The following is a 24,418-nucleotide window of genomic DNA, read 5'->3' as shown; positions in this document are numbered from 1 at the left end:
CGTCGCGTCTCTTGCTTCCACTCCGGCAAACCACCCATCAGGCACCAGAGCCGACGAATCGGTCCATCCCGCCAGCTGAGAACGCATCAGCCCTGCAGTCCGGTCCGGTGGAAAAGAAGAATCTGCGTGCCGGATAAGGTAAATGAGGTTTCGTCAGTTCTTGATGTCACATCAATTGTCGGGAACTCGGGCTTTCGTGATTTTCCGTGGGTGAGGCCGAGCAAGGGTGCGCCGCAGGCGTCATTGAAACCCTTGATGGCCAGGGGTGATGGCCCTGGCGAAACCTTTCTGCTGCGTGATTTTCCTCAAAGGCGCAAGGGGGGGGTTCATCCGTTTTTAACAGGACTGATCCACCTCTGGATGGCGCGGTATCAGGGCCAGCCCCGTCAGGGTCTTCTGATTTACCTTTGACAGTCCTTTTAAATTTCCATTAAAATCCGCTCCAAACTTCGTCCACATACCCGAAGTCGGCGGCCCGGCGATCACCTCGGACGCCTACCCGGGCTCCAAGGACGCCACCGCGATGCTGCCGTGGACCGACGGCGTCGGCAAGAACGGCCTGTTCACCCTGAAGTCGGCCGCCACCGACGTGGTCAGGTACCAGTGGGCCCTCGACGGCTCGGTGCCGACCGACGTGGCGACCAGCGGCGGCGCCGCGCAGACCGTGCGCGTCCAGCCGCAGACCGCCGGAGTGCACATGTTCTCCGCCAAGGCGATCGACGGCGCGGGCAACGCCTCGCAGTCCGAGACGTACTACTTCAGCGTGCTCTCCGGGCAGACCCAGCGCATCGGTTGGGCGATGGACGACGCGAGCGGCACCAGCGTCTCCGGCGCCGGCGGCGGCTTCGAGGCCACCCCCGACTCCGGCGCCGGCGGCGGCTTCGAGGCCACCCCCGACTCCGGCGCCACCCCGGGCGCACCCGGTCACCTCGGCGAGGCCCTCGCCCTGGACGGAACCCCCAACGGCTACGCCGAGACCCAGGGCAACGTGCTGGACACCACCCGGGGCTTCGCCGTGTCCGCCTGGGTCAACCTCGCCGACACCACCCGTAACCGGGTCGCGGTCAGTGAGAACGGCAACTTCGCTGCTCGCTTCGCCCTCGGCCTGATGGGCGGCAAGTGGGCCATGTGGACCTCCAGCTAGGACACCAACGCCGTCTACACGCTGGAACCGGCCTACTCGGACACCCCGGTGGCGCTCAACCAGTGGACCCACCTGGACGGCGTGGACGACTACCTGCGGGGCACCCGCCCGCAGGTGGACGGCAGCCGGGACTTCTCCGTCTCCGCCTGGGTCAAGCTGCCCGCGCCCACCGCCGGTGACACCAACCCCAAGATGGCGGTCACCCAGATCGGCCAGCACAACAACGAGTTCTCGCTGTACTACTCGCCCTACTGGAAGCGCTGGATCTTCGGCCGCTACAAGGAGGACGCCTCCGCCGACACCCTGGTGCGCACCTGGCAGGCCGACTGCACCCCGAACACCCAGGTGAACGGCGTGCCGTGCTTCGCCGGCACCACCGGCGAGTGGACCCACCTGCTGGGCGTGTCCGACACCGCCGCCAAGAAGCTGCGCCTGTACATCAACGGCTACCTGGTCGGCGAGTCCGACTACACCCAGAACGCGCCGTGGGCCAACCCCGGCCCGCTGCAGATCGGGGCGGTCAACCGCGAGGGCGTCAACGCCGAGTTCTTCGGCGGCGACATCGACGACGTGCGGCTCTACGACCGGGTCGTCACCAGCCCGGAGGCCACCGCGATGGTGCAGCAGCGCCCGCAGCTGGCCGGCCGCTGGAAGCTCAACGCGGCCACCGGCACCCCGGCCACCACTCCGGACGAGGGCCCGGCCAAGGCCGGTGCCCAGCTCGGCGGCGGCGCCTCGATCAAGGCCGACGGCGGCGTGCTGCCCAACCCGGGCACCCTACTGCTCGACGGCTCCACCGGCTACGCCGCCACCGGCGCCGTCCCGCTGCACACCGGCCGGAGCTTCACCCTGGCCGGCTGGGCGAACACCGCGGGCATCCCCACCCGGGACATGACGGTCCTGTCGGTGGCCGGCTCCAACAACAGCGCGGTCACCCTGCGCTGGCACGCCTTGGGCAACGACGCCAACGGGCAGCCGACCGGCCAGTGGCAGGCCGAGGTGCGCGACTCCGACGCCAACGGCGCGGTGCGCACCCTGACCACTCACACCCCGGCCTCCTCCGTCCTGGAGAACTGGACGCACCTGGCGGTCAGTTACGACGCCTTCGCGGACCGGCTGGTGCTGTACGTCAACGGTCAGCCGGAGAACCAGCGCTGCGCGGACGGCGACAAGACCTGCACCTCGCACATCTCCTGGGCCTCCGGGTGTTCCGCAGCCCTACGAGGCGGGCGGCGGCGTGCAGTTCGGCCGGAGAAGCCGGTCAAGGGCTCGGACGCCAAGGTCAAGGGGCGCAAGGCCGACACGACCGTCAGCAAGGTCGACGGCAAGCACGGCGAACCGCCCGGAGCGGGCAGTGCCACCGTCGACGTCCCCGGCGAGAAGGGCAAGGCGGTCAAGGCCGGCACGCTGCCGGTCGCGGTCTCCTCCGCCGGCTCGGTGGGCAAGGCGAAGGTCGAGCTGCTCGGCCAGGACGCCGCCACCAAGGCCGGGATCCACGGCGTGCTGCTGACCGTCTCCGGCGCCGACGAGAACAGCGGCCTGGCCGTCGACTACTCGTCCTTCGCCCAGGCGGCCGGCTCCGGCTTCGGCTCGCGGCTGAAGCTGGTGCGCCTGCCCGAGTGCGCGCTGACCACGCCCAAGCGGCCCGAGTGCCGGGTCCAGACCTCGCTGCCGGGCGGCAACGACGTCGAGCGCCAGACGGTGGCCGCGGACGCCCTGACCAGCGCCCCGGCCGGGTCGATGCGGCTCGCGTCGGCTCCGGGGGCGATGGTGCTGGCCGCCACGACCGGCAGCTCCGGGCCGAGCGGCGACTACAAGGCGACCCCGCTGTCCTCCGCGTCGACCTGGTCGACCGCGCTGAACAGCGGCTCGTTCACCTACAACCGTCTGCCGAACTGGAGCGCCGGCAAGTCGGAGACCAAGTCCGTCTACACCGTCCCGGTGTTCGGCAACAACGCCGGTGAGCCGTGCAACGGCGCCGCCCGGGCCCCCGTGGCCGCGCGCGCCGCCGAACGCGGGCGGGCATGGCAGACGTTCGCCGCGGGGTTCCCGCCCGCCGTGCCGTTCGAGGTCTTCGCTGAACGCGCCCGCCAGGACCTCGTCGGCTACCCCGTCGCCCGCGCCCGCGCCGACTACTACGAGCAGCCGCTGATCAGGGCGGCCAACGACTCGCCCGAGGTCTGCGGCCTCTTCCCGCGCCTGACCGACCCGCTCCACCACTTCCGGGGCGACCTGGCGGAGTTCGTCCGCCGTGAGACGGAACGGGTCATCCCGACGAACTGCCTGCTGCTCCTGGACGGTCAGTGGATCGACGGCACCGTCGAGGACTGGGGTCGGAAACTCGGCCGGTCCGGTGACTACCACCGGTTCGCGGACGACTACCTGGAGACCCTGCCGGGGGACTGCCTGGTGATCCGGCTCCGCTTCCACTACTGACGCAGCGCGTGCCCGCACGCGCAGTGCAAAGGGCGGCCCCGGCCGTTCCACCAGCGCCAGGCGCCCTTCGCAGCGCCGTACCTGACTCCGCCGTGTTGGCACGGACTCCGTTTACTGCAAGGACCTCTGTCGTTCCATCAGGTATCGTCGCACCTCGCTGAAATCCGAGCGTCAGTTCGAAGAGTCTGTGAGGAACCATGGACGCGCAACAGAGGGTGGACCAGCCGCGCGAGGTGCTGCTGACCGGTGCCGCCGGCCGTATCGGGACCTGCCTGCGGGAGCTCCTGCCCGCCTACGGCTACCGGCTGCGCTGCTTCGACCGCGCCCCGGTGCCCGGTGAACCCGAGGCGATCATCGCCGACCTGCGGGATTCCGCGGCGCTGGCCTCGGCGACGGACGGCGTCGATGCCGTCGTCCACCTGGCCGGGATCCCGGGGGAGGCGCCGTTCGCCGACATCCTCGCCGCCAACATCGAGGGCACGTACCGGCTCTACGACGCCGCCCGGGCGGCGGGCGTGCGGCGGATCGTCAACGCCGGCAGCAACCACGCGGTGGGTTTCACCGAGCGGCCCGCCGACGGCGCCACCGTGCCGGTGGACACCCCGCAGCGGCCCGACACCTACTACGGGCTCTCCAAGTGCTTCGGCGAGAACCTCGCCTCGCTGTACGCCGACCGGCACGGGATGGAGACGGTCTCGCTGCGGATCGGTTCCTTCACCGCCGAGCCCCGCAGTGTCCGGATGCTCGCCACCTGGCTCAGCCCCGGCGACTGCGCCCGGCTGGTGCACGCCGCGCTCACCGGGCCGGTGGCCGGCCACACCGTGGCCTACGGCATCTCCGCCAACACCCGGGCCTGGTGGGACCTCGCGTCGGCCCGGGCGCTCGGCTACCAACCGCTCGACGACGCCGAGGTGTTCGCCGCCGAGCTGATCGCGAAGCTCGGTGAGCTGCCCGCAGACGACCCGGAGTTCCGCTACCTCGGTGGCGGATTCACGCAGGCCGGGCGCTGATTCCCGAGAATTCGCCCGAGGCGCCCCGAGGATCGGGCGTCACATCCGCCGGACGCGCAGCACGCCGGTCAGCATGGGCAGGGTGAACTCGCCGTCGCCGGTTTCCGGTCGGCTCGCGAGGTAGGCGCGGGTCCGGGCCAGCGCGGCCTCCCGTTCCCGTTCCGGCATGACCAGCATGCCCGCCTTCGTCCCGAGGGTCGCGACGAGGGAGTCGGCGGTCCGGCGCTGCCCGTGCGGGAACTCGGCCTGCTCCGGCGAGTCGAACCGGGCGTCCCCACCCGCCGTGGGACGGTGCAGGCCGGCCGTCTCGGCACGCCAGCCGGCGGGCACGTCGCGCGGGCCGACGGCCGCGCTGCCGCTGACCCGCGCGAGCCCGGCCACCCAGTCGACCCCGTCGTCGAAGACGTTCCACAGCCCGGCCAGGACCCCGCCGGGGGAGAGGACCCTGGCGATCTCCGGGCCCGCGAGGTCCATGTCGAACCAGTGCATGGCGTTGCCGGACACCACGGCGTCGACGGACCCGTCCGGGAGCGGGATCGCCTCGGCGCTGCCCGGCAGCGCGCGCACGGCCGGGAGGCCGCGGCGCAGCTCGGCCAGCATCGCCGGGTCGGGCTCGACCGCGACGACGTCGACGCCCATCGCGAGCAGCGTGCCGGTCAGCTTGCCCGTCCCGGCACCGAGGTCGAGCACCCGCGGCCCGGGCGCCGGTTCGAGCGCCCAGCGCACGGCGGCCTGCGCGTAGTCCGGGCGGTGCTCGGCGTAGGCGCCCGCCGCCGCGCCGAACGACGAGCTGTGGAGCAGCCGTTCATCCATCGCAACTCCTCTGACGTCACTGAGGTGACTGACCTGACTGTCAATGACTGACGCGACCGGGGCAGCCCAGCGTACCGGTGCGACGTACGACGCAAGGGTCCAGTTCTGCTGACCCGACCTCAGAACGCCATGAGAAGGCGGTGCCTCGCCCGACCCGGGCGAGGCACCGCTCAGCGGGACTGCTCAGAGGAGCCCGAAGTCGAACTCCCCGGTGGCGACGGCGTTGACGAAGGCGGAGTGGGCGGCGCGGTCGAAGGACAGGGCGGGGCCACTCGGGTCCTTCGAGTCACGGATGCACGTGGTCGATTCGTTCGGGATGGCGATTTCGACGCAGTTGTCGTTACCCCCGCTGTAGCTCGACTTCTTGAAGGCGAACCCGGTGGTAGAGGCGTCGGGGTGGTGGTGAGTCACTTGATCTCGTCCCTCTGTGCGGTGATGAAGTCGAGCGATGAGTCGACTGACAGGGCCTCGGCCGTGATCTCCTGAAACTTCGCTCGGTAGAGCTCGACGTCGGCTGGTTCCTCAACCCAAAGGCTGCTGATCAGAGCTTCGACGAGGACGACGTCCAGGTCCGCACGTTGGGGAAACCCGAGCAGGGCGAACGCACCGGCCATGCCGGGATGGACTGCTGCTCCTGCCGGCATGACCTGGATGTTGACATTGGACAGGCGGCTCAACGAGATCAGCTTGTCCAGCTGGCCGGACATGATGTCGGGCCAGTTGGCATTCGTCCGGAGTGCGGCTTCATGAATGACGGCCCAGACCTGGACGGGATTCGGCCGGGTGAGGATCGACTGCCGCGCCATCCGGACCTGAACCATGTCCTCGACCGTGCCGCTGGACTCGGTTCGAAGCCGGTCGATGACGATGCGGGCGTACTCGGGAGTCTGGAACAGTCCGGGGATGAACGCCGGCTCGTATGTCCTCAGCGTCGAGGCGTCGGACTCCAGCAGGATCAGATCCGTTGCGGTCGCGTGAAGGACGTCTCGGTAGCTCAGCCACCAACCTCGCTTGCTCCCGTCCTTGGTGATGGCGATCAGTCCGGCCCGGAAGTCCTCGTCGTCACATCCGTAGTAGTCGAGGAGCTTGTTGACGTCCTCGATCTTGGCCGCAGTGTGAGCTGTCTCGATCCGAGTGAGCTTGGGCTGGCTCATCCCGGTGGCCTCTGCGACCACCTCTGCGGTGAGCTTCCGTTCCTCGCGAAGCTTCCGCAGCATGCCGCCGAGCCTCCGCCGCCGAACGGTCGAGACTGCCATGTTGTCCCCTCCTGAGCTGTCAGTTGACCAGTCTGCCTGTGTGAACGGCACCAGCGCTACCAACAACTGGCAGCCTGGGCCGCCGAATTCAGGTTCGATTTGTATATATGCGAGTGGAGGTCTCTTCGTGTTCTCCCTCGAACTTCCCCCTGACTGGTCGGCCGCGCGCGAGGAGTTGCGCGAGGCGACGGCGCGCGCCGGGTGGCAGTCCGACCTGGGCGCCGACGCGGAGCTCGCGTTGCTCGAACTCTTCGTCAATGCCTGGCGGCACGGCGGCAGTCCGTCGCCGCTCGTCGTGATCGTGGTGCTCGACCGGGTCCTCCGGGTCTCCGTCAGCGACGCGAGCCCCGTCCTCCCGATCCAGCGGGACGACTCGGACCCCTACGCCGTCTCCGGCCGGGGGCTGCACCTCGTCCGCTTCCTCACCCACCGCTTCGGCACCGGGCCCCGGAAGTCCGGGAAGTCCTGCTGGTTCGAGCTGGACGCCGCCGCGTGACCGCCGCCGATGGCCGCCCGATCGAGCCGGCCGACCCGCTGATGCGGACCTGCACCGAGCCGGAGGTCGCCTACCTGATCGCCGAACTCCAGGAGCGCGGCCGGAAGTTCGGCCTGCTCTGGCCGTCCGCCACCACGGACAGCGTCGTGGACGGCCGCGTGCTCGTCCGCTTCGGCAACGCCCCGGCCGGCACTGTCCTGAACCTGCTCGCCCTCCTTCGGGAGCACGGGAAGGCCGAGGCCCCGTGCGACTCCTGATCGGCCTCGCGGCGTTCCTCGGCATCGCGGTCGTCGCGCTCGGCGCGGTGGCCGCCCGGGGGATGCCCCACCGCCCCGACCGCGAGCGCCGATCGGTGGCCTGACCCACAGCCCGACTCCAGCCGCCCGGCCGGGCCCGCCGGGCGGCCGAAGCATGGCCCTGCCATCGCGTAGCGGTCGTCTCTTGGGGTGTTACTCGTTCGCGCGCTACTCGTTACTCGTTCGGGTGTTACTCGTTCGTGCGCTACTCCGTGGTGTCCGGTGCGTCGCTGAGCCCGAGCCGCAGGTGCTCGATGTGGTAGACGGCCTGGTCGAGGAGTGCCGCGACGTGGTTGTCGTACAGCGCGTAGACCACCGAGCGGCCCTGGCGCTGCCCGACGACGAGGCCGAGGTTGCGCAGCAGCCGCAGTTGGTGGGAGCAGGCGGACTGTTCGAGGCCGACCTCGGTGGCGAGTTCGGTGGCGGCGCAGGGGCCCTCGCGGAGGCGGGAGAGGATCAGCAGGCGGGAGGGGGTGGCCAGGGCCTGGAGGGTGGTGGCCACCCGGGCAGCGCTGACGGCGTCCAGGCGTGTGTGCTGGACGGCGGTGGCGGGGGCGGCTCCATGACCCATGCGGCCAATACTACAACTCATCCATGAAGGAGCGTTCATATGTTCATGTATGGTGGATGAGTCCTTGGCTCGCCCTGCCCCGAAGGTCCTCCCCGCCATGCCCTCCTCCACCCTGACCGAGCGCCCCGCACCCCCGGCCGCCCGGCGCCCGGACCCCGCACCCCGGCGGCGCACCCGGGTGCTCTCGCTGCCCGAAGCCCGCTGGGCCGCCACCGCGACGGCGCTCTTCCTGATCGCCCTGCCGCTCCAGCTGACCGGCGCCCCCGCCTGGGCCTGGGGCCCGCCGGCCGCGCTCGCGTACGCCACCGGCGGCTGGGAGCCCGCCTGGGCGGGCCTGCAGGCGCTGCGCGAGAAGACCCTCGACGTCGACCTGCTGATGATCGTCGCCGCGCTCGGCGCCGCCGCCGTCGGCGAGGTCATGGACGGCGCGCTGCTGATCGTCATCTTCGCCACCTCCGGCGCCCTGGAAGCGCTCGCCACCGCCCGTACCGCCGACTCCGTGCGCGGGCTGCTCGACCTCGCCCCGGCCACCGCCACCCGGCTGCTGCCCGACGGCCGGGAGGAGACCCTGCCGACCGGGGAACTGGCCGTCGGCGACACCGTCCTGGTCCGGCCGGGAGAGCGGATCGGCGCCGACGGGCGGGTGCTCGACGGCGCGAGCGACGTCGACCAGGCCACCATCACCGGCGAACCACTTCCCGTTGCCAAGCAGATCGGCGACGAGGTGTTCGCCGGTACCCTCAACGGCACCGGCGCGCTGCGCGTCACGGTCGACCGGGACGCTTCGGACTCGGTGATCGCCCGGATCGTCGCGATGGTCGAAGAGGCCTCCGAGACCAAGGCGCCGACCCAGCTGTTCATCGAGAAGGTCGAGCAGCACTACTCGATCGGCATGGTGATCGCCACCCTCGCCGTCTTCGCCGTGCCCCTCGCCCTCGGCGCGGCCTTCACCGGCTCACTGCTGCGGGCGATGACCTTCATGATCGTCGCCTCGCCGTGCGCCGTCGTCCTGGCCACCATGCCACCACTGCTCTCCGCCATCGCCAACGCCGGACGGCACGGCGTACTGGTCAAGTCCGCCGTGGTGATGGAACGCCTCGGACAGACCGACGCCGCCGCCCTGGACAAGACCGGCACCCTGACCGAAGGCACGCCCCGGATCAGTGACATCCACCCGCTGAGCGGATCCGGTCTCTCCGACGACGACCTGCTCGCACTCGCGGCCGCCGCCGAACACGCCAGCGAACACCCGCTCGGCCGCGCCGTCGTCGACGCCGCCCGCGCCCGAGGACTCACCCCGGCGCCCGCCGAGGACTTCGCCGCCGTCCCCGGGGCCGGCGTCACCGCCACCGTCGGCGGGCGGGTGGTCGCGGTCGGCGCGCCGGCGCGGCTGATCAACGACCGGACCGACACCGCCTCCACCGAAGCCGCCGAACTCGCCGCCGAACTGGAGGAAGCCGGCCGCACCGCCGCCCTGGTCGAGGTCGACGGCATCCCGGTCGGCCTGCTCGGACTCGCCGACCGGCTGCGCCCCGACGCCGCCGCCACCGTCACCGCGCTGACCCGGCTCACCGGCCGCACGCCGGTGCTGCTCACCGGCGACAACCCGCGCGCCGCCGCCCGGGTCGCCGCCGAGGTCGGCATCGACGAGGTCCGGGCCGGGCTGCTGCCGAGGGAGAAGGTCGCCGCCGTTCGGGAACAGGAAGCGGCCGGGCGCAAGGTGCTGGTGGTCGGCGACGGCGTCAACGACGCGCCCGCGCTGGCCGCCGCGCACACCGGCGTCGCCATGGGACGGGCCGGCTCCGACCTGGCCCTGGAGACCGCCGACGCGGTCGTCGTCCGCGACGAACTCGCCACCGTCCCGGCTGTGGTGGCGCTCTCCCGGCGGGCGCGGGGCCTGGTGGTGCAGAACCTGGTGATCGCCTCGGTGTTCATCTCGACCCTGGTGGTCTGGGACCTGGTCGCCACCCTGCCGCTGCCGCTCGGCGTGCTCGGCCACGAAGGCTCCACCGTCATCGTCGGCCTCAACGGGCTGCGGCTGCTGCGCGAGGCCGCGTGGGCCAAGGCCTCTGCCGAGGACGGAAGCTGAGGCCCGGCCAGGCCCAGGCCCGGCTGCCGTACCTCGCCCGGGGGAGGAGCCGCCTCCCCCGGGCGAGGGCTACTTGACCTCGTCCTTGGCCTCGTTTTCGGCAGGGGCGGAGGTGGTGGAAGGAGCGGAGGTGGTGGCGGGAGCGGCGGCGGCCTCCGGCTCGGGGGCCTGGGCCTGAGCGGCCTCCATCGCGGTCATCCGGGGCAGCAGGAAGAGCACGGCGACCAGGAGGACGAGCAGCAGGGTGCCGCCCGTGACGAGCGGGGTCCGGATGCTGGTGACGGAGGCGATCCACCCGCTGAGCGCGGCGCCGCCCATGATGCCGAGTCGGCTCAGCAGCATGTAGCAGCTGTTGACCCGGCCGAGCAGCTCCTTCGGGATGGCCTGCTGGCGCAGCGAGAGCGCCTGGATGTTCCAGGTCACGATGCCGAAGCCGATCACGCCGTACAGCGCCGCGATCTCGAACACCGAGGTGCTGAACGCCATCAGGATCAGCGAGACGCCCATCAGCAGGAAGGAGAGGGCGATCCGGGTGCCCCGGCTGAGCAGGCTGCTGAGCCGGCCGGCCAGGGTGCTCGCGGCGGTGCCGCCGATCGCGCCGGCCGCGAGGACGATGCCGTAGGAGGCGGCGGGGGCCTTCACGACCTTGGTGACCATCAGCACCATCATGGTGGTGCCCATGAAGCAGGTCAGCGCGCCGAGGGTGGAGAGCACGGCGAGCATCCGCACCTCGCGGTGGCGGAACAGCCAGCTGACGCCCTCGCGGATCTCGGTGAGCACCGGGCGGCCGGCCTTGGCGCGGGCGGCGGTGGAGCGGCCGGTCGCGGCGACCAGGACGGCGGCGAGCGCGAAGGAGACGCCGTCCACCGTGAAGGGGAAGCCGGCGGCCACGGCGAACAGCACCGAGCCGAGCAGCGGGCCGATCAGGTTCCCGCCGACGAGCATGTTGGCCTGCATCCGGCCGTTGGCGGTGTCCAGCTGGTCGGGGCGGACCAGCTCCGGGACGGCCGAGGTGGCGGCGTTGGAGAAGACCGTCTCGCCGCAGCCGAGCAGGAAGGCCAGTGCGGCGAGCGCGACCAGCGGCGGGGTGGCGAGGAAGACCCAGCAGGCGAAGCCCAGGACGACGACGGCGCGCAGGGCGTCGATCGTCCACATCAGCCGTCGCCGGTCGGCCCGGTCGGCGAGTACGCCGCCGTACAGCGACATCAGCAGGAAGGGCAGCGACGCGGCGACGGAGACCACCGAGACCGCGCTGGGCGAGTCGGAGACCGCCACCGCCAGCAGCGGCAGGGCCGAGTCCCGCATGCCGTCGCCGACCGAGGAGATCGCCGAGGCGGACCACAGCAGGGTGAACTTCCGGCCCAGTTGCGGACGGCTTTTGGGTGGCTTCTCGGCCAGGTCTGCTGCGGTCACCGACGCAGTATGTCATGTCCGCGGAGGGTCTTTCGGGCGGATTCCGAACTGCCCGTGGTGTCCCGAACTGCCCGTGTCGGCAAGGAAGTCGGGGTCGTCCCGAGCTGTCCGGACTGTCCTGCCGGTTTGCGAACCCTTGACGGCGTTCCCGGCCGGCCAGAGCGGCGGGCTGTCGGGGCGGGCCCGGGGTGTGTGGGTGGCGGCGGGCCCGCCCGGTGGGGTGGTGCGGGTGGGGGTGGTCAGTGCTTCGGGACGGCGTCGGCGGTGTCCGGGAGCGGGTAGGCGGCGGGGTCGACGGTGCCCGGGAGGTCGGTCGCGGGGCGGCCGGGGGCGGCCGGGTCGGGCAGTGACGGCTGGGCGGGCGGGGCCGGGACCTGGCTGAACGGGATGCCGGGCGGCGCCTGGACCGGGGTGGTGCGGCCGGCGGGTACCGGGCCGCGACCCTGGACTCCGCAGCCGGCCACGGCCTCCAGGTTCTCCGGGCTCTGCACGGCGGGCTGGTTGCCGGTGAAGCAGTTGCCCGGGTCGACGGAGGCCATGGTGAGGTCGGTGCCGTTGCCGGTGGCGCGGTTGCCCTCGACGCGGTTGCCGCTCGCCGGGTGGCCGGGCGGGTCGGTGATGACGATGCCGACGGCGCGGTTGCCCTGGACGAGGTTGCGCTGCACCTGGTTCGCCGTACCGCCGCCGATGCCGATCCCGATGCCGTAGCCGCCGTCGGCCTGTTCGGGGGTGTCGGCGGCGTTGTTGTCGGTGACGGCGTTGCCCGCGATGACCGCGCCGTGCTGCGGGGCGAGGGCTTCGAGGTCGTTGGAGTTGACGGTGACGCCGACGCGGTTGCCGGTGACCCGGTTGCCGAGGATGCTCAACCCGTCGGAGGCGTTGGTGAGTTCGATGCCGACGGCGTTGCGCTCGACGGTGTTGCCGCGCACCAGGGTGTCGCAGGGCTTGCACTGGCCGACGTAGATGCCGGAGTCGGCCTGCCCGGAGGCGTACGAGTCCTCGATGACGCCGCCGCGCGCGTCGAAGGCGTAGATCCCGTACAGGCCGTTGTTGTAGGCGGTGACGCGGGTCGCGCGGAAGCCCTGGACGACGGGGAATCGGGCGGTGTCCAGGGGGTCGTAGGCGGAGCCGCCGGCGCCGCGCTGCTGTAGTTTCTCGTCGGTGACGCCGGTGAACAGGACGCCGTTGGCCAGGTAGCCGTGGACGGTCAGGTTCTCGACCACCGAACCCGGGCCGGTGACGGTGACGCCGTTGACGAGCCGCACGCCGCCGTCGAGGACCACGGTGTTGCGGTCGGTGCCGCGCAGCACGATCCGGGGCTTGGTGATCCGGACGCTCTCGCGGTAGGTGCCCGGCTCGACCAGGACGGTGTCGCCCTCGCGGGCCACGTCCACGGCCTGCTGGATGGTCGGGAAGTTCTGCGGGACGCGAACGACCGTGCCTTCCGGGTGTTGTGCATCGGACGAGGTCGAACCGGTGGACGAGCAGCCGGAGACGGCGAGCGCGGCGGCGGTGAGCAGGGCGGGGAGGAGGTGGCGGAGCGCGGCTCCCCGTGGGGGTGTTGTGGCGGGCGTCGTAGCGGGCGTTTCGGTGGACGTTGTGGCCGAGCGAAATTGACGTGTGGTCAAAAGTTGCATAAGGCGTGTTCTATCGTCTCCAATGTCGCCCATGCATGCCGAAAACGGAAAGGCGCAGAACCGGCCACGAACTGTCCGAACTGTCCCAAGCGGCGTGGACCGCAGGGCCCTGCTCGCGGGCGGGGCGGTGCTGGCCGCCGGGGTCGGTGCGGGCGTCGGCGCCGGGGTCACGGCGCTGGCCCGCGGGGGCGACGGCGGACGGGCCGCGGCGCCGCCGCCCGAGCCGTCCGTCCCCTTCCACGGCGAGCGGCAGTCCGGGGTGACGGCCCCGCAGCAGCCGGCCACCCAGCTGCTCGCCTTCGACCTGGCGCCCGCCGTGACCTCGGACGGCCGGACCGCCCTGCGGGGCCTGCTCGGAGAGTTGACCCGGGTGCTCGCCGAAGCCGTCGGCGGCACGTCGGCGGACGCGCGCCTGCGCGGCGGCGAACCGGCCCGGCTCAGCAGCCTGCTGGGGGTCGGGCCGGGGCTCGCCTCCCGGCTGGGGCTGAACGTTCCGGCGCCGGTCCTCGCGGAGCTGCCCGCCTTCCCGGGGGACCGGCTCGACCCGGCGCGGGGCGGCGGCGACCTGCTGGTCCAGCTGTGCGCGGCGGACCGGTGGCCGCTGTCCGTCGTCGCCGAACAGGTCGGCGCGGCGGCCGCGGCGGCGGGCGCCGCCGTGCGGTGGACACAGTCCGGCTTCCTGCCCCGGACGGCCGCGGGCACCACGCCGAGGAACCTGTTCGGCTTCAAGGACGGCACGGCGAACCCCGACGAGGACGCCGCCCGGCAGTGGGTCTGGGGCCCGCCGGGCCCGCACCAGCACGGGACGGCCCTGGTCTACCGGCGGATCCGGATGGACACCGCCGCCTTCACCGCCCTCCCCGAGGACCGCCGGAACCTCGCGATGGGACGCCGGGAAGGCGACGGCGCCCCGCTCACCGGCACGGCCGAGCACGACGAGCCGGACATCTACGCGAAGAACCCCGACGGCTCGTACGTCATCCCGGCCACCGCCCACGTCCGGCTCTCCAGCCCCCGACTGGACGGCGGCGCCCGGATGCTGCGGCGCGGCTACAGCTACGACGACGGACCGGGCGACCGGGGCCTGCTGTTCTGCGCCTTCGTGCGGGACCCGGCGCAGTTCACCCGGGTGCAGAACCGGCTGGCGGCGCGGGACGCGGTCAACCCGTTCCTGGAGCACACGGCGTCGGCGGTGGTGTACGTGCTGCCGGGGGTGACGGAGGGCGGCGTGCTGGGGGAGGGGTTGTTCGGGTGAACCCTCCCGGCGCGGCCCGCTGATCAGCAGTTGGCACGGCTCGCTGGGCATCAGCGGCACGGTCCGCTGGGCACCAGCGACACGGCCCGCTGATCACCAGTCGACGGGGATTCGGGCCGGGCTCCGGGTGGTGCTGCCGAGCTGCCAGGCGATGTCCGCGACCGGGGTGGTGAGGCGGAGGCGGGGCAGGGCGGCGGCCAGGCGGTGGAGGGACTCGCGCATTTCGAGCCGGACGCGCCAGGCGCCGATGCAGTAGTGGGGGCCGGCGCTGAAGGCGAGGGTGGGAGCGGCGAGGGGGAGGTCGAGGTCGGCGTCGAGGCCCTCGGGGTAGACGTCGGGGTCCCGGTTGGCACTGCCGAGGCTGATGGCGACGACGGCGTCGGCCGGGATGGTGGCGCCGCCAAGCTCGATCGGGGCGGTGGCGCGGCGGATGGTGGCCTCGTCGTCGCCGAGCGGGATGAAGTGGAGCAGGCGTTCGGCGGTGCGTTCGGCGGTGTCCGGGTCGGCGAGGCGGGGCCAGTGGTCGGCGCGTTCGCCGAGGAGGTAGACGAGGGCGTTGCCGAGGGCGCCGGCGACGCTCTCGTTGCCGCTCGCGGTGAGCCCGGCGACCAGGTGGACGAGTGACTCCTCGGGGATGCCGCCGTCGTGGTCGGCGGCCTGGACGAGCCGGCTGACCAGGTCGTCGCCGGGATCGCGGCGGCGGCGCTCGATCAACTCCGTGGTGAACGCGCCGTATTCGGCGAGGGCTTCGGCGTGCGCCGCGGCCTCGGTCCGGGCTTCGGTTCCGGTATCGGCCCCGCCCCCGGCCTTGGTTCCGTTCTCGGCTCCGTCGTCGCTGGAGGCCTCACCGCCGTCCCCCTGGGCGAGCAGTGCAAGCGTCCAGCGGTGCAGCCGGTCCTCGTCCAGGCTGTCCGGGCCGTCGCCGTCGAGTCCCATCAGCCGGGTGGTGACGGCGAAGGGCACCGGCCGGGTGAATGCGGCGACCAGGTCGGCGGGCGGTCCGGCGGCGACCAGCGCGTCCACGGACTGCTGGACGGCGGCCGCGACCCAGGGCTGCCAGCCGGCGATGGCGCGCGGGGTGAAGGCGCGCTGGACGGTGCCGCGCAGGCGCCGGTGGGCGGGGCCGTCCTGGTTGAACAGGGACGCCGGGTTGGCCGCCACGTCGGCGGTGGCGCCCGCGGTGCCGACGTCGTGCAGGTCGGACCGGGTGAGCCGGGGGTCGCCGAGGACCTGCCGGACGTCGTGGTAGCGGGTGACCAGCCAGGCGGGGGTGCCGTCGGGGAGGGTGGTCGGGTGGGGTGGTCGGACGGGGGAGACGGCGAGCCGGTGGAGCGGGGGGAGGGCGGTCCGGGTGTCGGCGACGGAGTCCATGGGTCCCTTCGGGGTGGGTGCGGCCTTCACATCCAACTGTCATATTTTCGGCCGTAGTTGGATGCTTTCTGCGGTTTTTCCCGTTACGGACCGATGGTATGCGTCACCACCCCCGGTCGGGCGCCGGACCGGCGGGCAGGAACGGCCGGAGGGCGCCCAGGACGGCGCCGATGCAGGCGTCGCGCAGCTCGTCGCGGGTGCAGCTCTCCTCGGTCAACCAGTCGATGACCAGCACCCGGACGAACACCAGCCAGCTGCGCAGGATCTGCGACACGGCCGGCCGCGCCGTCTCGTCCGCGAGCGGGAGGACGCCGAGCAGGCGGCCGCGCAGGGCGTCGAGCTCCTCGGTGATGATCGTCTGGATCACCTGGTCGCCGGCCAGGACGCGGTTGGCGGCGAGCACGGCGTGCCGGTTGGCGATGAAGTAGTCCAGGTGGGCGTCCATGCCCTCGACCAGCTGCTCGATCAGGCTGTCGGCGGGGTCGAACCGGGACCGAGCGAGCAACTCGTCGGCGGCCTGCCGGTAGACCTCCGCGAACAGGTCGTGCTTGCTCGGGAAGTGACGGTAGAGCAGGGCGCGCGAGACCCCGGCCTGCTCGGCGACCTCCTCCATCAGCACCTCCTCGTACGGGCGGGCGGCGAAGAGCCGGGCGCCGACGGAGAGCAGCTGGGCGCGTCGCTCGGCGGGGGCGAGCCGGCGGCGCCGTTCGTGGACTGACATGCGCGCCAGGGTACTTGACACGTGTCTACTTGTGGGCTTTCACTGGCTTAGTAGACGCGTGTCAACTAAGGCGGCGTCAACCAAGGCGCGGGTCAGCTGGGTCGCATGTCCATCGGGGCACGCGCCGACCGGACCGACGACGGGTGGATGGGTCATGGCCAGGACACTGCGGGTGCTCGCATGGATGATGGGGGTCGCCGATGTGGCGATCGGGTTCTTCCACCTCCTGCTGGGGAACGTCGCGATCCCCGGGGCCGCGCACGCGGGCCCGACGGTCGACAGCTTCGGCCGCTTCATGGGCGCGATCTTCGCCGGGTACGGCGTGGCCTGGATCTGGACGGCCCGGCAGACGCCGGTGCCCGCGCGGGTGGTGCGGTGGCTGGCGGCGGTGTTCCTGCTGGGCGGCCTCGGGCGGGTGCTGTCCATCGCGGCGGACGGGTGGCCGCACTGGTTCCAGGTGGTGCTGATGGCGATCGAACTCGGGCTGCCGGCCGTCTACTTCTGGCTCGCCGACGCGGACGAGCGGGCTCGCTCGTCCGCGTCGGGCGGGGTTCACGCCACCGGGGCGTAGCCCCCCAGGTGCCCGGCGATGGTGCCCGGGTCGGCGGTGGCGCCGGTGAGTGCGACGTAGCCGTCCGGCCGGACCAGGACGACGGCGTCGCCGCGCAGCCCGTACGCCCGGGCGACGTGGCCGTCGGGGTCGAGGACGGCGGACCGGCGCAGGCCCGGGACGGCGTACAGGCCGGCTTCGGTGGCCAGGCCGGCGTTGCCGGGCAGGTCGGCGTTACCTGGCAGGCCGGCCTCACTGGGCAGGCCGGTGAGTGACGGGTGCTCGCCGATGGTCAGCAGGGTGAAGTGCGGGCCGCGGAAGAGGTCGAACAGCCGGGTTGGCGTGCCGTCGGCGGTGGTGCAGGGCGCGTCGGGGGCGCGGTCGCCGGCCCGGATGCCGGTGGTGTCGTCGAGGTCGCGGCCGAGCGGGCCGCCCCGGTAGCCGACGGAGAGTCCGGTGAAGTCGGTGCCCGTGGCGGCCGGGTTGACGAACTGGTCGGTCAGCGCGCGGGCGCCGTCGGCGCTGAACAGCGCCTTGTGCTGGGCGGAGGTGGCGGCGAGGACGGCGCGGGCGACGGGCAGCCGCTCGTCCTGGTAGCTGTCGAGCAGCGCGTCGGGCGCGCCGCGCAGGACGGCGGCCAGCTTCCAGCTCAGGTTGTGCGCGTCCTGGATGCCGGTGTTCATGCCCTGGCCGCCCGCCGCGGACTGGCAGTGCGCGGCGTCCCCGGCGAGTAGTACCCGGCCGTCGCGGTAGCGCTCGACCATGCGGACCGTCGGCCGCCAGACGCTGGACCAGATGGGTTCGTGCAGCGTGACTCCGGGCAGTCCGGCGCGTTCGGCGAACAGGCGGCGGAAGGTTTCCGCAGTCGGGGCGGGGATTTCGCCGTGCTCGTCCGGGTCGACGGCGGCGTGTACGGCCCAGTTGGTGTCCGCCCGCATCGGGATCATCGCCAGTGCGCCGACGCCGAGCCGGGGGTCGTTCCAGATGTGCATGGCGTCGGTGTCCAGGCCGTCGACGTCCATCGAGGCCATGAGGAACCGTTCCTCCTCCCAGGTCTCGCCGAGGAAGGGGACACCGGCCAGCTTACGGACGGTACTGCGGCCTCCGTCGCAGCCGACCAGGAAGCGGGCGCTCAGCCGCTCGGTCCGGCCGCCGCGCCGGACGGTGGCGAGCACGCCGTCCGCGTCCCGGGTGTAGTCGAGCAGCTCGGTGTCCGTCTCGACGGTGACGCCGTGGTCGGCGAGCCGTCCGCGCAGCACCTCCTCGGTGTGGTGCTGGCCGAGCAGCAGCATGCCGGCGTACGGGCGGTCGGGGGTCGGCCGGTGGCCGGTCGCCGGGTCGGCCTCGCCGAGGAGCCGACTCCCTCCGTACGTACGGACCTTGAGGTCGAGTGTGCCGCGGTCGAGGATCGCTTCCGCGACGCCGAGGTCGTCGAACACCTCCAGCGTGCGCGGGTTGATGCCCTTGCCGCGGACGCCGCGGTCGCGGAACCGCGGCTCCCGCTCGATGACGCGGCAGCCCACTCCGGCGCGGGCCAGCCCGATGGCGAGTGCGAGGCCCACCGGGCCGGAGCCGACCACCAGGACCTCGGTCGTACGGGTGGTGTGAGTCATCTGGGTGGCATGAGTCGTGTGGGTGGTGTGAGCAGTGCGCATGACGGATCTCCCCCTGGCCGTCCGGCCATAAGATACGGTGCGTTTCTTGTCTTCGACTGTAGACTGACCCTGATAAGAAACGCAACGTATCTACGAGAGTCGGGTGCGGGACCAGTGCGAGACACGGTGCGGGCTTCGGCGGGGGACTCGGCGGGGCACTCGGCGGTGGGCGACAAGCCGGTGCGGCGGCGCGGCGACGAACTGGAGCGGGCGATTCTGGACGCCGTCTGGGCCGAACTCGCCGACCACGGCTACGACCGGCTCACCATGGAGGGCGTCGCCGCCCGCGCGCGGACCAGCAAACCGGTGCTCTACCGCCGCTGGCCGAACCGCGCCGCCCTGGTCATCGCCGCCCTCGGCCGCAACGCCCCCGACTACCAGGAGCCGCCGGACACCGGCGAGTTGCGCGCGGACCTGGCGCGCTTCCTGGGCAGCCTGCTGCACCGCTTCGACGACCTGCCGACCGACGCCGTCCACGGCTTCCTGGTCGACCTGCTGCGCGACCCCGAGCTGCGCGCCGGCTTCACCGGCGGACTGACCGCCGAAGGGCCGGTCGGCAGCCTGGGCGTGATGATGCGACGCGCCGCCGACCGGGGCGAGATCAACCCGGCCCGGATCACCCCGCGCGTCGTCTCGCTCCCGCTCGACCTGCTGCGGGACGCGTTCCTGGTGGGCGGGGTCGTACCGTCCGACCGCGTGGTGGCGGAGATCCTGGACGAGGTCGTGCTGCCGCTGCTGAAGGCGCCCACCACGGGCTGACCGGGTCGGGGCCGTGATCAGGGCTTGCGCGCGGGGCCTATGCTCGGGGCCGATCGAACGTACGTCCGCGTGGAAGGTCCGAGCTATGAGCGGCATCGTGGTGGCAGTCAGCAGCAACGCCGAGTACTCGTTCACCAAGCCGAACCGGGACGGCATCACGCTGCTCGCCGGACTCGGCGTGGAGGGCGACGTGCACGCCGGGGTGACGGTCAAGCACCGCTCGCGCGTCGCCCAGGACCCGACCCGGCCCAACCTGCGCCAGGTCCACCTGATCCACCGCGAACTCCTCACCGAACTCGCCGAGTCCGGCTTCGACGTGGCGCCGGGCGCGCTCGGCGAGAACATCACCACCGAGGGCGTGGACCTGCTCGGCCTGCCGGTCGGCGCGGTGCTGCGGATCGGCACCGGGGCGGAGGTGGAGATCACCGGCCTGCGCAACCCGTGCGCGCAGATCGACAACTACCGCACGGGCCTGCTCAAGCAGGTCGTCGGCCGCGCCGAGGACGGCACGATCGTCCGCCGCGCCGGAATCATGGGCATCGTCCGTACGGGCGGCGCGATCCGGCCCGGCGACGCGATCGCGGTCGAGCTGCCGGACGGGCCGCACCGGGCGCTCGACCGGGTCTGAAGAGCCACGGCTCCGGGGGGCGCGAGCCACTTTCGGGCCGCGCGCTGGCGCTACGGCTCCCGGCCGCTGCGGCGCAGGTCGTAGAGGTACGACTTGCCGGCCTTCCAACTGCGCCAGGGGCAGAGCGGCGGGAACGGCTCCTCAGCCGTTCCGCCGGGCAGCGGCGCGGAGTTGGGCACCCCGTCGGCGTCGACCGTGCACCAGCCGCGCTCGGGAAGCCAGCGGCACCAGATGTCGAGGTCGGTCCGCTTGAACGACGGCCTGCCGTTGAAGGTGCCGTCCGCGTGGAAGCGGTAGACCAGGCCGTCCAGCCGGCGGACGAATTCGATCGTCGACACGGTGGATCCCCCCTTGTTCGGTCTGTCCTGCCCGGTCGGCGTCCGGTCGTCCCGCCCGTCCGGCGGGCCTTGAGCATACCCCCACCCCCTACCCGCGGGTGGTGAACAAGCGTGGGGCCCAGCAGACTTCGCTGCTGGGCCCACGCGTCGAACGGGTGCCGTCCTCCGGATGCCGTCCTCGCCGGATCAGGAGCGGACGAGGCGGGCGATGGCCTGATTGGCCTCGCGGATCTTGGTGCCCGCCTCCTGGCCGCCCTCGGCGATGGCGTCGCGGACGCAGCATTCGATGTGCTCGTCCAGGAGTTGGAGGGCGAAGGACTGGAGTGCGCGGCTGGCGGCGGAGACCTGGGTGAGGACGTCGATGCAGTAGGTGTCCTGTTCGACCATGCGCTGCAGGCCGCGGATCTGCCCCTCGACGCGGCGGAGCCGCTTGAGGAAGTCGTCCTTGTGGAGGCTGTAGCTGGCCATGGCCGTCTCCGGTTCCTGTGCGGTGAGGAGCGCTCTCACTCTACCGGGGCGCGGTAGCAGGGGAGTCGGCCCGGACCGAGGGGGCGTCCGGGCCGATGGCGGTAGGTCAGCCGTCGAGGCGGCCGACCAGGTCGTAGCCGGCCTCGTCGATGGCGGCGGCCACGTCGGCGTCGACGAGCGGCCGGGTGCTGCCGACGGTGACCTTGCCGGAGGCGAGGTCCGCGGCGACGTCGGTGACGCCGTCGATCTTCTTCAGCTCGGCGGTGACCGAGGTGACGCAGTGGCCGCAGGTCATGCCCTTGACCTGGAAGGCCGAGGTCAGGCTCTGGCTCGACGTCGCGGCGGGGGCCTCGGTGGCGCCGGTGCCGCACGAACCGCAGCAGGAGGCGCCCTCGGTGGTGGCCGACTCGACGGTGACGGTGGTCTCGCTCATGGCTGTGCTCCTGTCGTCAGTACCCGACGCCGCCCGGAGTTGCCCCGGTCGGCTGCTTCGCTTGAATATACTATACCCCCCTAGGGTATCGCAGGGTGGCGCGAGCCTCTGGATGAAGGGCAGTGCAGGTCTCACGGGAAACGCGGCACCCCCACCCCCACCCCCACCCGGCGGGCGACTGAGCCTCCCCGGTGGCGGCGCGGGGAGAGCGGGTCAGCGGACGGTAACCTGGATGCTCTTGGTGACGCTGTCGCACGCCGGATTCGGCGGCGTCCGCGATTCGGGGCACCGGCCCCGGTCGTGGAGTGCCCAGGTCAGCGTGGTGCTGCCGGGGGCGAGCGCGAGGAAGGTCTCGCCGCCCCCCGCGTCGCACCCGACCGAGTCCGCCGGGCACCGGTCGGAGACGAAGTCCGGGCCGCGCCGCAGGACGGCACCGTCGCCCGGCGAGGTGAGCGTCCAGGTCACGGCCGTGACGCTGACCAGACTTCCAGGAACGCCGAGCCGCTGCCCGACGGCCAGCGTCACCGTGCTGGGCGGGTACGGGGAGGCGGCTTGGAAGGCCTCGGCCCGGGAGGGGAGGGCGATCTCCTGATCCGGCCGGACGGCCGATGGGACACTCTGCGTCGTCGGCCGGTCGGTGGGCGAACCGGACACCGGCGCCCAGAGGGATGGCCCGTCGGAGGAGCAGGCGGCGAGCAGCGGCACGGCGGCCAGGAGGGCCGCCGCACCGGCGATGAAACGACGCATCAGTTCCCGTCCTCCCGGACTCGGCGACGCATGGCGATGAGCAGCGCCACGGAGGCCAGCCAACGGGCGAACAGGACCTCGCGCTGGAGGTCCGCCCCGGTGGCGGCGGCCGCGCGCAGCCAGCCACGGACCAACTCGCCCGCCGCCCGGCCGATCACCGGCTCGGGCAGGTCGAGCGCGGCGGTGAAGCCGCCGGCGCGGACGTACTGGGCCAGGAAACCCAGCGGGTGGGGGCCGATGAGCAGTGCCTCGGCCTGGTAGGAGGCGGCGATCGCGGCCTCGTCGAAGAGCACCCGGCGCGGGGTGCCGTCGATCAGCAGCCCGCGGGTGACGGCGGCTTCCACGTCGTAGCCGGTCATCAGCTCGGCATCCAGTCGGACGGTCGTCATTTCGGCAGCTCCGCACCGTAGGGCATGTTGATGGCGGCGTTGTTCGTGAGGTGTCCGTCGTTCACATGACTGTGGATGAACTGGTCTTCCGTTATCCATTCGGATTGGCCCCAGGGGTTGTAGACCTGGAGCCGGTCGCCGTCCCGGGCGGTGATCACCATCTGGTGTGCCTTGGGATCGTCCTTGCTGGTGGGGTCGAGGGCGCAGAACGGCACGGGCTTGCCTTCGTCCACGGCCTTCTCGATCCGGGCAACGGCCGCACGTCGGTCGTCCTCGGTGCTGAGATTGACGTATTCGTACGTGTCGCCGGTCGCCTTTCCGAGGTTCTGGTTGGCGAGGAACGTGTTTCCCTTCGGGCCGACTCCCGCGTTCGACTGCGGGTAGATCTTCTCGTCGCCGTTGGCCGTCTGGCCCTGCTGGTACTGCGAGATGTAGAGCTGCTGGAGCCGATGCTCGAAGTTGGCCGACGAATCCGCTCCCGGGACGTCGGGTGTGTTGCCGGTGGTGATCCGGAGCATCGTGACCGGGTCCAGCTTGAGGGCGGCGACAACGGTGGAGGCGGCGACGCAGTCGCCGACGCCGCCCTGGCTGTACGAGCCGCCGCCGCTGCCGAGTCTTACGCCCGAGGTGGGGACTGCCTTGCCCTGGTAGATGAGTCCCGTGACGTCGGTGGTGGACTCCTGGCCGGCGTCGTCCGTACGGAGGGCCGGGACCAGGTGCTGGGCCAGCCAGGTCGGGTCGTCGCCGTGGGGGTGGATCAGTGCTCCGAACTGCTGGACCTCGGCCAGTGTGTGGCCGGCGGCCATGGCCTTCCAGAGGTAGGCGGCCTCCTCCGGTGACTTGGCGCCGGAGAGCATGCCCTGGAACGCGGCCTGGTCATCGGCGTTGAGTCCGGCCAGGAACCCGTTCGCGCGCGAGAGTTGGTCGGGGGTCAGGATGTAATCGCCGTCGTCCGTGCCACCGGGGCCCTTCTCGTTGGCCAGGACCAGCGCGGCGAGCGGATCGGTCTTGCCCTGCCCCGCGCGCTCGGCGCGGGCCCGGGCGGCGAACTGGTTGAGCATGCTCGCGGTGCGGGTGCCGCACATCTCCGCCCGCTCGGCGCCCATGAGCCGCCACGACACCCCGTCCAGGGCGTCCGTGAGGCCGGCGGCGGCGAAGGGGCTGAAAGCGATCGACTTCAGCGCCTGATTCAGGTCGTGCACGCCGATCTCGTCGTAGTTCCGGGCCGTACTCAGCTCTTCTGCCCAGGAGTTCAGCCAGGTGACGGCCAGCTCCAGGGTCTTCTTCGAGACGTCCAGTTCGTTCGCCAGCGCCCGCACGGCTTCGGTTGCGTGCTCGGCGACGGCGCCGGTCCAGACGCTCGGCAGTCTGGCGTCGGCGACCGTGCCGAGATCGGCGGATGCCTTCTCGTATGCCTTGGCGGCCTTCGCGTAGTCCTTGGCCCGGTCACGGATCGTGTCCGGAGCGCCGACCGGCCCGGGCACGGCCAGCGCCTTCTGGATGGCCTTCATCAGCTCGGCGGCGCCACCGCCGCTGAGCGGTTGAATCGCCTTCATGGCCTGCTGGGCTTGTTTGAGCTCGGTGACCTTGCTCATCAGGCGTGCTCGGGGGTCATCGACGAGGCGACCTCGGCTTCGGCGGCGCGGTAGTTGCCGCTGGTCTTGGACACCTTCTGCGCCAGCTCGGTCACGGCGCGCTGGGTGACGTGCAGTTCCTTCGACCAGTTGCCGTCGAAGGCCGACCACGCCTGGTCCATCCCGAACTCGCCGAAGGCGCTGGACTCGTAGGTCACCAGCCCGGTGTAGGCAAGGTCGGCTGACGCCAGGTCGGTCGCGACGTTTTCGAGTGCTGTCGCTACGCCATCCAGCGCGCCGGGCTGGACGGTGTACCCCAAGGTGCCGGTCATCAGTTGGTCTCCCCCCATGAAGGCCCTTGCTCGCCGT

General features: G+C 71.9%; 26 protein-coding genes. 10 read left to right on the top strand and 16 right to left on the bottom strand.

Annotated elements, in window-relative coordinates; translation table 11 throughout:
- Positions 1–523: 523 nt before the first annotated feature.
- The 3 genes from ACZ52R_RS35600 (at position 524) to ACZ52R_RS35590 (ending at position 4,590) form a co-directional block, all read left to right on the top strand.
- Positions 524–1,144 carry a hypothetical protein gene (locus ACZ52R_RS35600; RefSeq protein WP_465754857.1) on the top strand — a complete coding sequence of 207 codons (621 nt, stop codon included), beginning with the start codon at positions 524–526 and terminating at the stop codon, positions 1,142–1,144.
- Positions 1,145–1,192: 48 nt separating this feature from the next.
- The gene (locus ACZ52R_RS35595) at positions 1,193–3,580 is read left to right on the top strand and encodes a LamG domain-containing protein (protein ID WP_465661940.1); all 2,388 of its coding nucleotides are present in this window, start codon (positions 1,193–1,195) and stop codon (positions 3,578–3,580) included.
- A 215-nt stretch (positions 3,581–3,795) separates the two neighbouring features.
- Complete coding sequence (locus tag ACZ52R_RS35590) at positions 3,796–4,590, top strand: NAD-dependent epimerase/dehydratase family protein (protein ID WP_465662037.1); 795 nt, start codon at positions 3,796–3,798, stop codon at positions 4,588–4,590.
- A 39-nt stretch (positions 4,591–4,629) separates the two neighbouring features.
- Here ACZ52R_RS35590 and ACZ52R_RS35585 read toward each other — a convergent pair whose 3' ends face one another.
- From ACZ52R_RS35585 to ACZ52R_RS35575, 3 genes are all read right to left on the bottom strand, one after another.
- Complete coding sequence (locus ACZ52R_RS35585; RefSeq protein ID WP_465754856.1) at positions 4,630–5,403, bottom strand: class I SAM-dependent methyltransferase; 774 nt, start codon at positions 5,401–5,403, stop codon at positions 4,630–4,632.
- Positions 5,404–5,586: 183 nt separating this feature from the next.
- Entirely contained in the window at positions 5,587–5,814 is a 228-nt protein-coding gene (locus ACZ52R_RS35580; RefSeq protein WP_465617280.1) for a DUF397 domain-containing protein, read from the bottom strand.
- Positions 5,811–6,659: a helix-turn-helix domain-containing protein gene (locus ACZ52R_RS35575; protein WP_465617282.1), complete on the bottom strand. Its 849-nt coding sequence runs from the start codon at positions 6,657–6,659 to the stop codon at positions 5,811–5,813. Before ACZ52R_RS35575 ends, ACZ52R_RS35580 begins: the two co-directional genes overlap by 4 nt.
- A 127-nt stretch (positions 6,660–6,786) precedes the next feature.
- Here ACZ52R_RS35575 and ACZ52R_RS35570 point away from each other — a divergent pair, with 127 nt between their 5' ends.
- Complete coding sequence (locus ACZ52R_RS35570; protein ID WP_465754855.1) at positions 6,787–7,155, top strand: ATP-binding protein; 369 nt, start codon at positions 6,787–6,789, stop codon at positions 7,153–7,155.
- The gene (locus tag ACZ52R_RS35565; protein WP_465617286.1) at positions 7,152–7,412 is read left to right on the top strand and encodes a hypothetical protein; all 261 of its coding nucleotides are present in this window, start codon (positions 7,152–7,154) and stop codon (positions 7,410–7,412) included. Before ACZ52R_RS35570 ends, ACZ52R_RS35565 begins: the two co-directional genes overlap by 4 nt.
- A gap of 244 nt (positions 7,413–7,656) precedes the next feature.
- On the opposite strand, the gene ACZ52R_RS35560 is transcribed toward ACZ52R_RS35565, so the two are convergent.
- Positions 7,657–8,022, bottom strand: a complete 366-nt coding sequence (locus ACZ52R_RS35560; protein ID WP_465617288.1) for an ArsR/SmtB family transcription factor — start codon at positions 8,020–8,022, stop codon at positions 7,657–7,659.
- 97 nt (positions 8,023–8,119) lie between these two features.
- Between ACZ52R_RS35560 and ACZ52R_RS35555 the strand changes: the two genes are divergently transcribed.
- The gene (locus ACZ52R_RS35555) at positions 8,120–10,111 is read left to right on the top strand and encodes a heavy metal translocating P-type ATPase (RefSeq protein ID WP_465617290.1); all 1,992 of its coding nucleotides are present in this window, start codon (positions 8,120–8,122) and stop codon (positions 10,109–10,111) included.
- Positions 10,112–10,180: 69 nt separating this feature from the next.
- Here the strand turns inward: ACZ52R_RS35555 and ACZ52R_RS35550 are convergent, their stop codons facing one another.
- Together ACZ52R_RS35550 and ACZ52R_RS35545 are read right to left on the bottom strand one after the other, a co-directional pair.
- Positions 10,181–11,524: an MFS transporter gene (locus ACZ52R_RS35550; RefSeq protein ID WP_465617292.1), complete on the bottom strand. Its 1,344-nt coding sequence runs from the start codon at positions 11,522–11,524 to the stop codon at positions 10,181–10,183.
- A gap of 239 nt (positions 11,525–11,763) precedes the next feature.
- A complete protein-coding gene (locus tag ACZ52R_RS35545; protein ID WP_465754854.1) occupies positions 11,764–13,161 on the bottom strand; it encodes a right-handed parallel beta-helix repeat-containing protein in 1,398 nt (465 codons plus the stop codon).
- Positions 13,162–13,255: 94 nt separating this feature from the next.
- Between ACZ52R_RS35545 and ACZ52R_RS35540 the strand changes: the two genes are divergently transcribed.
- Complete coding sequence (locus tag ACZ52R_RS35540; RefSeq protein ID WP_465754853.1) at positions 13,256–14,416, top strand: Dyp-type peroxidase; 1,161 nt, start codon at positions 13,256–13,258, stop codon at positions 14,414–14,416.
- Positions 14,417–14,509: 93 nt separating this feature from the next.
- On the opposite strand, the gene ACZ52R_RS35535 is transcribed toward ACZ52R_RS35540, so the two are convergent.
- Positions 14,510–15,787: a cytochrome P450 gene (locus tag ACZ52R_RS35535; protein WP_465754852.1), complete on the bottom strand. Its 1,278-nt coding sequence runs from the start codon at positions 15,785–15,787 to the stop codon at positions 14,510–14,512.
- 103 nt (positions 15,788–15,890) lie between these two features.
- Entirely contained in the window at positions 15,891–16,508 is a 618-nt protein-coding gene (locus ACZ52R_RS35530; protein WP_465617300.1) for a TetR/AcrR family transcriptional regulator, read from the bottom strand.
- Between the two features lie 154 nt (positions 16,509–16,662).
- Between ACZ52R_RS35530 and ACZ52R_RS35525 the strand changes: the two genes are divergently transcribed.
- Complete coding sequence (locus ACZ52R_RS35525) at positions 16,663–17,079, top strand: DUF4345 domain-containing protein (protein ID WP_465754851.1); 417 nt, start codon at positions 16,663–16,665, stop codon at positions 17,077–17,079.
- Here the strand turns inward: ACZ52R_RS35525 and ACZ52R_RS35520 are convergent.
- Entirely contained in the window at positions 17,061–18,713 is a 1,653-nt protein-coding gene (locus tag ACZ52R_RS35520) for an FAD-dependent monooxygenase (protein WP_465754850.1), read from the bottom strand. The genes ACZ52R_RS35525 and ACZ52R_RS35520 overlap by 19 nt on opposite strands.
- Positions 18,714–18,827: 114 nt before the next feature.
- Between ACZ52R_RS35520 and ACZ52R_RS35515 the strand changes: the two genes are divergently transcribed.
- The gene (locus tag ACZ52R_RS35515) at positions 18,828–19,472 is read left to right on the top strand and encodes a TetR/AcrR family transcriptional regulator (protein ID WP_465754849.1); all 645 of its coding nucleotides are present in this window, start codon (positions 18,828–18,830) and stop codon (positions 19,470–19,472) included.
- Positions 19,473–19,557: 85 nt separating this feature from the next.
- A complete protein-coding gene (locus ACZ52R_RS35510; protein WP_465661955.1) occupies positions 19,558–20,100 on the top strand; it encodes an MOSC domain-containing protein in 543 nt (180 codons plus the stop codon).
- A 50-nt stretch (positions 20,101–20,150) separates the two neighbouring features.
- Here the strand turns inward: ACZ52R_RS35510 and ACZ52R_RS35505 are convergent, their stop codons facing one another.
- The 7 genes from ACZ52R_RS35505 to ACZ52R_RS35475 all read right to left on the bottom strand — a co-directional run bounded on the left by ACZ52R_RS35505 (position 20,151) and on the right by ACZ52R_RS35475 (position 24,381).
- Entirely contained in the window at positions 20,151–20,438 is a 288-nt protein-coding gene (locus tag ACZ52R_RS35505; protein ID WP_465617310.1) for a hypothetical protein, read from the bottom strand.
- Positions 20,439–20,624: 186 nt separating this feature from the next.
- Positions 20,625–20,906 carry a metal-sensitive transcriptional regulator gene (locus tag ACZ52R_RS35500; protein ID WP_360492100.1) on the bottom strand — a complete coding sequence of 94 codons (282 nt, stop codon included), beginning with the start codon at positions 20,904–20,906 and terminating at the stop codon, positions 20,625–20,627.
- A gap of 106 nt (positions 20,907–21,012) precedes the next feature.
- A complete protein-coding gene (locus tag ACZ52R_RS35495; protein ID WP_465754848.1) occupies positions 21,013–21,339 on the bottom strand; it encodes a heavy-metal-associated domain-containing protein in 327 nt (108 codons plus the stop codon).
- 213 nt (positions 21,340–21,552) lie between these two features.
- Complete coding sequence (locus ACZ52R_RS35490) at positions 21,553–22,086, bottom strand: hypothetical protein (RefSeq protein ID WP_465617315.1); 534 nt, start codon at positions 22,084–22,086, stop codon at positions 21,553–21,555.
- On the bottom strand, positions 22,086–22,475 hold the full coding sequence (locus ACZ52R_RS35485) for a hypothetical protein (RefSeq protein ID WP_465661961.1): 390 nt from the start codon (positions 22,473–22,475) through the stop codon (positions 22,086–22,088). Before ACZ52R_RS35485 ends, ACZ52R_RS35490 begins: the two co-directional genes overlap by 1 nt.
- Positions 22,472–24,070, bottom strand: coding sequence for a hypothetical protein (locus ACZ52R_RS35480; protein WP_465754847.1), 1,599 nt, complete (start codon positions 24,068–24,070; stop codon positions 22,472–22,474). The genes ACZ52R_RS35485 and ACZ52R_RS35480 overlap by 4 nt, the downstream gene beginning before the upstream one ends.
- A complete protein-coding gene (locus ACZ52R_RS35475) occupies positions 24,070–24,381 on the bottom strand; it encodes a type VII secretion target (RefSeq protein ID WP_465754846.1) in 312 nt (103 codons plus the stop codon). The genes ACZ52R_RS35480 and ACZ52R_RS35475 overlap by 1 nt, the downstream gene beginning before the upstream one ends.
- Positions 24,382–24,418 lie beyond the last annotated feature (37 nt).

The organism is Kitasatospora sp. NPDC034023 (assembly GCF_055575795.1).
The sequence above is the reverse complement of the archived record's forward strand: the minus strand, read 5'-3'. Positions and strand labels throughout refer to the sequence as shown.